The organism is Vogesella sp. EB, from assembly GCF_001037925.1.
Lineage (GTDB): Bacteria > Pseudomonadota > Gammaproteobacteria > Burkholderiales > Chromobacteriaceae > Vogesella > Vogesella indigofera.
Genome location: NZ_LFDT01000023.1, coordinates 44,845 through 50,844 on the forward strand (window position 1 = coordinate 44,845; position 6,000 = coordinate 50,844).

The window sequence follows — 6,000 nt, forward strand, 5'->3', positions numbered from 1 at the left end:
TATTTTGGATCATAAGTTAGACTTAGCATCATGTAATCAGAATGGTAGAAGCATTAGGTTGAACAAAATGAACCTGGGACCGAATCAGCAGGAGATCATCCATATCCATTTGCATGAATTGAAACATATATATTTCATATATAAAAAGCTCGAAGTGACGTTAGTTAAATGAGCTAAAGAGCCGATTGACAGTTTTTTAGTTATTAAATGCAGAGGTGCTTAATGGAAGTCTTAAAATTTGGATTAAGTATTTTCTTTGGCTTGCCTTATGCGTATTGTTATTTTTTTTGTGGATTGATTGTTACTAGAGTTGCTTTTGGATGTTTTTTTTCTAGGCTGCAAGAAGTGAAAATTTATCGGCGAATATTGATTTTTTCTGCTGGTTTGCTTGTGGTTGGACTTTTGTTTGCATTTGGTTATTATTTTTATTTTGAGTATGAATATTATAAATTTGATCTCAATGGAGACGGATTTGTTGATGAGCTTGAGTATTTGAATGTGCCAAAATGGGGAAGAGAGTCGAGTGGCGCAATATTTTTGAGCTTGTGGATGTTGTTTGGCACTTGGATTCTGCCGATTATTGGTTTTGTTGTTGAAATAACATCCTCGATTTTTATTTTTATAATTAATAGATTATTCTTTCTTGGAAAACAGGGTAGGTTGGGCTGAGCTTGCGAAGCTCAACATTTACCATAATTGAATGACCAAGGTTGGCCGCAAGCTGTAGGAGGTTTGCGGCCAACCTTGTTTTGAGGGTCTGTATCCGCTGCGCGGATGCTTATTTGTCTTGCCGCTTCCGCGCGGCGGACGGGAAAGGGGGATACCGCATCCCCCTTTTCAATCCCCGCTCTTCCCGGAGGCACAAGCATTCCCGTGACAACTGCCGCCATCCCGGCGCCGCCCATACGCTGCGCTCAAAAGAGGGCGGCTTGTTCCCGGGCTGGCACCAGTTGTCACGGCTTGCACCAACGGGAACGGGTGCGTCGGTTCGATGCTGGCTACCGGTTCAGTACGGTAGGTTGGGTTGAGCTTGCGAAGCCCAACGTTTACCGCGATTGAATGACCAAGGTTGGCCGCAAGCCGTAGAAGGTTTGCGGCCAACCTTGTTTGGGTCTGCTGAATCCCCGCTCTTCCCGAAGGCGCAAGAATCCCCGTGACAACTACCGCCATCCCGGTGCCGCCCATACGCTGCGCTCAAAAAAGGGCGGCTTGTTCCCGGGCTGGCGGCAGTTGTCACGGCTTGCGCCAACGGGAACGGGTGCGCTGGTTCGGTGCTGGCTACCGGTTCAGGTTACTGGCGTTGCTTGCGGCCAACCTTGCTTTTATTTTCGTGTCTTTTCGCGGGTGTCGTGGCCAAAGCGCCTTTGCCTTTGCCTTTGCCCTTGTCCGTGTGCTTCCGTGGCAAAAATCAGAACCGCTTACCGCGACAAGGTTGGCCGCAAGCCGCCGTCGTCCGGATTGCAAAGCAAGAATCGGATCGTCATGACGCTCGCCTTTGCCTACACTGTGATTTTCGCGAGGGCGTGGTGATGACGGTGATGAACGGGCTGATGGCGGGGGGACGGCGATGACGGAGCCGCGCGACTGGTTGTGGTTGCTGCTGCTGGCGGCGATGTGGGGTGGTTCCTTCCTGTTCATGCGCGTGGCGGTGCCGGCGCTGGGGCCGTTTCCGCTGATCGCGCTGCGCCTCGGCGTGGCGACGCTGGCGCTGTTGCCGCTGTTGTGGTGGCAGCCGGGCGGCTTCGCGCTGTGGCGGCAGCACTGGCGCGCGATCGCCGTGGTCGGCGTGTTCCTGTCGGCGCTGCCGTTCTGCCTGATCGCGTGGGCGACGCTGACGCTGCCGGCCGGGGTGGCGTCGGTGCTGAACGCCACCACGCCGCTGATGACCGCATTGTGGGCGATGCCGCTGGCCGGCGAGGCGATGACGCGGCAACGCGCCGCCGGGCTGGCGCTGGGGCTGGCCGGGGTGCTGGTGCTGACACTGGGGCGCGGCGCCGCCTTCGGGCTGGACAGCGCGCTGCCGGTGCTGGCGATGCTGGCGGCCACCGCCTGCTACGGCTGGTCCGGGCACATGGCCAAGCGCTGGCTGCCGGGGCTGCCGCCGCTGGTGACGGCGACCGGCAGCCTGGCGTCCGGCGCCATCCTGCTGTTGCCGCTGGCGCTGTGGACGTGGCCGCCGCAGGCGCCGACGGCCACGGTGTGGGGCGCGGTGCTGCTGCTGGCGCTGGCCTGCACCGCGTTTGCCTACGTGATCTTCTACCGGCTGATCGAGAAGCTGGGCGCCACCCGCGCCAGCAGCGTTACCTATCTGGTGCCGGTGTTCGGCGTGCTGTGGGGCGCGCTGTGGCTGGGCGAGGTGGTGAGTGCGGCGATGCTGGCCGGCGGCGTGCTGATCCTGGCCGGGGTGCTGCTGCTGAGCTGGCAGCGGCGCGGTTGAATGGCAAAAGGAAACGGCGTGCGCTGGCGCAGGGTGCTGGCGGTGTGGGGGCTGATCGTGGCCGCGGAGACGCTGCAAGGCGTGCTGCGCCAGTTGTGGCTGGTGTCGTGGCTGGGCGAGCTGCCGGCGCGGCAGCTGGGGGTGGTCAGCGGTGTGCTGCTGATCCTGCTCATTACCTGGGTCACGCGGCGCTGGTTGCGGCTGCGCACGCCGGCGCAACAGCTGCAGGCCGGTGCGCTGTGGTTGCTGCTGATGCTGCTGTTCGAGTTCGGCCTCGGCACGCTGCTGGGTTACCCGCCTGAGCGGCTGCTGGCGGATTACGATCCGTGCGCCGGCGGTTATCTCGGGCTGGGCATGCTGGTGCTGCTGCTGGCGCCGTGGCTGCTTGACCGCGGCCGCCGCCGCGATGGCGACTGACTTGCAATTTGTATATTGGTAAATAATTTATATATGTATATAATGAATCATCGACAACAAGGAGCAGGGCGATGAAACAGAATATCGGCAATACCGAACGCGTGATCCGCATCGTGGTGGGACTGGCGATCACCAGCCTCGCCTTCATCGGCCCGGCGTCGCCGTGGGCGCTGCTGGGGCTGGTGCCGGTAGCCACCGGCGTGTTCGGCTGGTGCCCTCCGTACGCGCTGCTGGGCATTAACACCTGCAAGCACAAGTCGTAAGCGCTCCGTTAGCACCATGAAAAAACCGGCCACTTCGGCCGGTTTTTGTTTGCGCACAGCGCGCGGCCTCAGCCGGCGTCGGCCAGCGTCGGCAGCGTGATCACCACCGCGAAGCCGCCGTCCGGCAGGTAGTCGAAGTGCAGGCTGCCGCCGTGCTGCGCCACCACGCGGCTGACGATGGCGAGGCCGAGGCCGCTGCCGCCGTCGCTGCCGCGGTGTGCGGCCAACCTTTCGAACGGCGTCAGCGCCGCCTGCTGCAGTTCCGGCGCGATGCCGGCGCCGTGGTCGTGCACGCGCAGCTCGCAGTGGCCGCTGGCGGGCTGCAGGCTGACGCGAAACGGCGCGCGGCCGTAGCGGCGCGCGTTTTCCAGCAGGTTGGACAGCAGCCGCTGCAGCGCCAGCGCGTCGCCGTTGATGGTGGCGTCGCGGCGCTGCCAGGCGACGTCCATGTCGTCGCGGCGGAACTTGGTCAGCACGTTGTCGATCAGTTCGCCCAGCGCCAGCGGCGTCAGCGGCCGCGTTTCCTCGCTGCGCGCGAAGTCGATGAACTGGCCGACGATGCGCGACAGCTCGTCGATGTCGTTGAGCATGCCCGGCTTGTCGCCGAGGTCGTCCTGCAGCTCCACCGCCAGCTTCAGCCGCGTCAGCGGCGTGCGCAGGTCGTGCGACAACCCGGCCAGCATCAGCCGCCGCTCGCTGGCGGCCTTGTCCAGCGCCAGCGCCATGGTGTTGAAGCGCTCGATCACGTCGCGCACTTCGCGCGGGCCGCTGACCGGCACCGCCTGCGGCATGCGCCCGGCTTCGAGATGGCGCGCGGCATTGGCCAGCCGGCTCAGCGGCCGCGTGGTGCGCCACGCCAGCGCGAAGGCGGCCAGCACCGACAGCAGCGCCACCAGCCCGGCGGCCTGCAGCGTCGGCTGCAGCGCCGGCGGCAGGTAGCGGCGCAGCGGCATCACCAGCCAGTAGTGGCTGTCCAGCACCGGCACCTTGATCCACAGCTCGCGGCGTTCGGCGCGGCTCATGCGCACGCTGACCGGCTCGCCGACGGCACTGCTCAGCCATTCTTGCAGTGGGTTGGCGACGGCGGGCGCGGGAAAGGTCTGCGCCGGCGCCTGGGCCAGCGGCAGCAGCCGCGGCAGGCCGGGCAGGTTGTTGCGCAGCAGGAAGGCGTCGCGCTCCGCCGCCGGCAGCCGGTCGAGCGCTTCCTCGTAGTCGGCCAGCGTGTCCAGCACCTGCGCGTACAGCTGCCGCGCCAGCAGCGCGCTTTTCTGTTGTTCGGTCAGCCACAGCGTGAACACCTGGCTGGCCAGTACCGCCAGCACCACCAGCGCCGCCAGGCGCAGGAACAGCGTGCCGCCGAAGCGCGCCAGGCTCATGTCGCTTCCCTTGCCTTGCCGTCCGGCACGAACACGTAGCCGTAGCCCCACACCGTCTGCAGGTAGCGCGGCGCGCCGTCGTCCTCGATCAGCTTGCGCAGCCGCGAGATGTGCACGTCGATGCTGCGATCCTGCGATTCGCCGCCGCCCTTGCCCAGTGCCAGCTCCATCAGCTGTTCGCGCGTCAGCGGCCGCCGCGGGTGGCTGGCCAGCGCCAGCAGCACCGCGTACTCGGCGGTGGTCAGCGCCACCGGCTGGCCGTCGCGCAGCAGCTCGCGCCGCGCCGGGTGCAGCTCGCAGCGGCCGAAGCCGAGCACCTCGTCGGCGTCGTCGTGCTGCGCCATCACCACCGGTGTCTGCGCGTGGCGGCGCAGCACGGCGTGGATGCGCGCCGCCAGCTCGCGCGGGTTGAACGGCTTGGCCAGGTAGTCGTCGGCGCCCATTTCCAGGCCGAGGATGCGGTCGATGTCCTCGCCGCGCGCGGTGAGCATGATCACCGGGATCTGCTCGCCCTGCGCGCGCAGGCGGCGCACCACCGCCAGCCCGTCGTCGCCGGGCATCATCACGTCCAGCACCAGCAGGTCCGGGCGGTTACGCGCCAGCTTGCGGTCCAGGTCGCGCGCGTCCGGCAGCGTATCGACGCTGAAGCCCTGCTGCGCGAGGTAGCGCTGCAGCAGCTCGCGCAGGCGCACATCGTCGTCGACGACCAGTATCTTGTGGTTTTCCATCCGTCACATCCCGAGTCTTTATCTGCCAAGCGTAACGCGCCTGCCGCGCCAAGTCAGCCCGGATATGAACAGCCGTTAACGCGGCGGCGGTGGTTAACACCTATTAACACTTGCCGCCGTCGCGGCAATACCCGCGCAAAACCTGCCACGTACAGTCAGCTCATCCCCTTTTGATGTCGTAACCGAGGAGTCTGACCATGAATGCCAAACGTACCGTTGCCGTGACCCTGCTCGCCAGCCTGCTGGCCGGCGTATCGCTGACTGCTTTCGCCTTTGGTGGCGACGGCAAGCCGCAGCGCGAGGAAATGCGCCAGAACATGCGCGCCTACCACGAGGCGGTGATGTCCGGCGCGCTGACCGATGCCGAGCTGGGCCAGCTGAAGAAGGAACGCGACGCCGCGCACGCGCAGATGCAGAAGCTGCACGAGCAGCTGCAGGCCAAGACCAAGGCCTTGATCGCCAACAACGAGCGCACCGCCAAGCGCGAGGCGTGGCCGGAAGCGGTGGCCGGCAAGCAGTACAGCGGCCACAAGATGCGCCATCATCGCGGTGACGCGCATTGCGGCACGCAGGCGACCCCGCCTGCCGCCAAAGGCAACTGAACCGGGGACCTTTGAGCACACCGCCGCTGCCGGCATGGCCGCCGCGCGGTGTGCAGGATAAAATGCACCCATGAAAGCCCTTTTCCTGCTCCTGCTGGCGCTGCTGGCCGGCAACAGCGCGCTGGCGGCCCCGCCCTGGCGCGCCGACAACGGCCCGCCCGCGTGGCAGGCCGAGGC

7 protein-coding genes are annotated in these 6,000 nt (G+C 64.3%); 5 read left to right on the forward strand and 2 right to left on the reverse strand.

The window, feature by feature from the left end:
• The first annotated feature begins 222 nt into the window (after window positions 1-222).
• The 4 genes from ACG97_RS17685 to ACG97_RS12780 all read left to right on the forward strand — a co-directional run bounded on the left by ACG97_RS17685 (window position 223) and on the right by ACG97_RS12780 (window position 3,117).
• Entirely contained in the window at window positions 223-669 is a 447-nt protein-coding gene (locus tag ACG97_RS17685) for a hypothetical protein (protein WP_156168040.1), read from the forward strand.
• Window positions 670-1,567: 898 nt separating this feature from the next.
• Window positions 1,568-2,437, forward strand: coding sequence for a DMT family transporter (locus ACG97_RS12770; protein WP_047967751.1), 870 nt, complete (start codon window positions 1,568-1,570; stop codon window positions 2,435-2,437).
• Window positions 2,438-2,854, forward strand: a complete 417-nt coding sequence (locus tag ACG97_RS12775) for a hypothetical protein (RefSeq protein WP_047967752.1) — start codon at window positions 2,438-2,440, stop codon at window positions 2,852-2,854.
• Between the two features lie 71 nt (window positions 2,855-2,925).
• Window positions 2,926-3,117 carry a DUF2892 domain-containing protein gene (locus ACG97_RS12780; RefSeq protein WP_047967753.1) on the forward strand — a complete coding sequence of 64 codons (192 nt, stop codon included), beginning with the start codon at window positions 2,926-2,928 and terminating at the stop codon, window positions 3,115-3,117.
• Between the two features lie 68 nt (window positions 3,118-3,185).
• On the opposite strand, the gene ACG97_RS12785 is transcribed toward ACG97_RS12780, so the two are convergent.
• On the reverse strand, window positions 3,186-4,493 hold the full coding sequence (locus ACG97_RS12785; RefSeq protein ID WP_238377331.1) for an ATP-binding protein: 1,308 nt from the start codon (window positions 4,491-4,493) through the stop codon (window positions 3,186-3,188).
• A complete protein-coding gene (locus tag ACG97_RS12790; protein ID WP_047967754.1) occupies window positions 4,490-5,221 on the reverse strand; it encodes a response regulator in 732 nt (243 codons plus the stop codon). The genes ACG97_RS12785 and ACG97_RS12790 overlap by 4 nt, the downstream gene beginning before the upstream one ends.
• Before the next feature lie 197 nt (window positions 5,222-5,418).
• Between ACG97_RS12790 and ACG97_RS12795 the strand changes: the two genes are divergently transcribed.
• Window positions 5,419-5,823 carry a hypothetical protein gene (locus ACG97_RS12795; protein WP_047967755.1) on the forward strand — a complete coding sequence of 135 codons (405 nt, stop codon included), beginning with the start codon at window positions 5,419-5,421 and terminating at the stop codon, window positions 5,821-5,823.
• The last annotated feature ends 177 nt before the right edge of the window (window positions 5,824-6,000 follow it).

Coding starts and splice junctions, on each gene's coding strand:
- ACG97_RS17685 (WP_156168040.1), top strand. CDS start 223: ATGGAAGTCTTAAAATTTGGATTAAGTATTTTCTTTGGCTTGCCTTAT.
- ACG97_RS12770 (WP_047967751.1), top strand. CDS start 1,568: ATGACGGAGCCGCGCGACTGGTTGTGGTTGCTGCTGCTGGCGGCGATG.
- ACG97_RS12775 (WP_047967752.1), top strand. CDS start 2,438: ATGGCAAAAGGAAACGGCGTGCGCTGGCGCAGGGTGCTGGCGGTGTGG.
- ACG97_RS12780 (WP_047967753.1), top strand. CDS start 2,926: ATGAAACAGAATATCGGCAATACCGAACGCGTGATCCGCATCGTGGTG.
- ACG97_RS12785 (WP_238377331.1), bottom strand. CDS start 4,493: ATGAGCCTGGCGCGCTTCGGCGGCACGCTGTTCCTGCGCCTGGCGGCG.
- ACG97_RS12790 (WP_047967754.1), bottom strand. CDS start 5,221: ATGGAAAACCACAAGATACTGGTCGTCGACGACGATGTGCGCCTGCGC.
- ACG97_RS12795 (WP_047967755.1), top strand. CDS start 5,419: ATGAATGCCAAACGTACCGTTGCCGTGACCCTGCTCGCCAGCCTGCTG.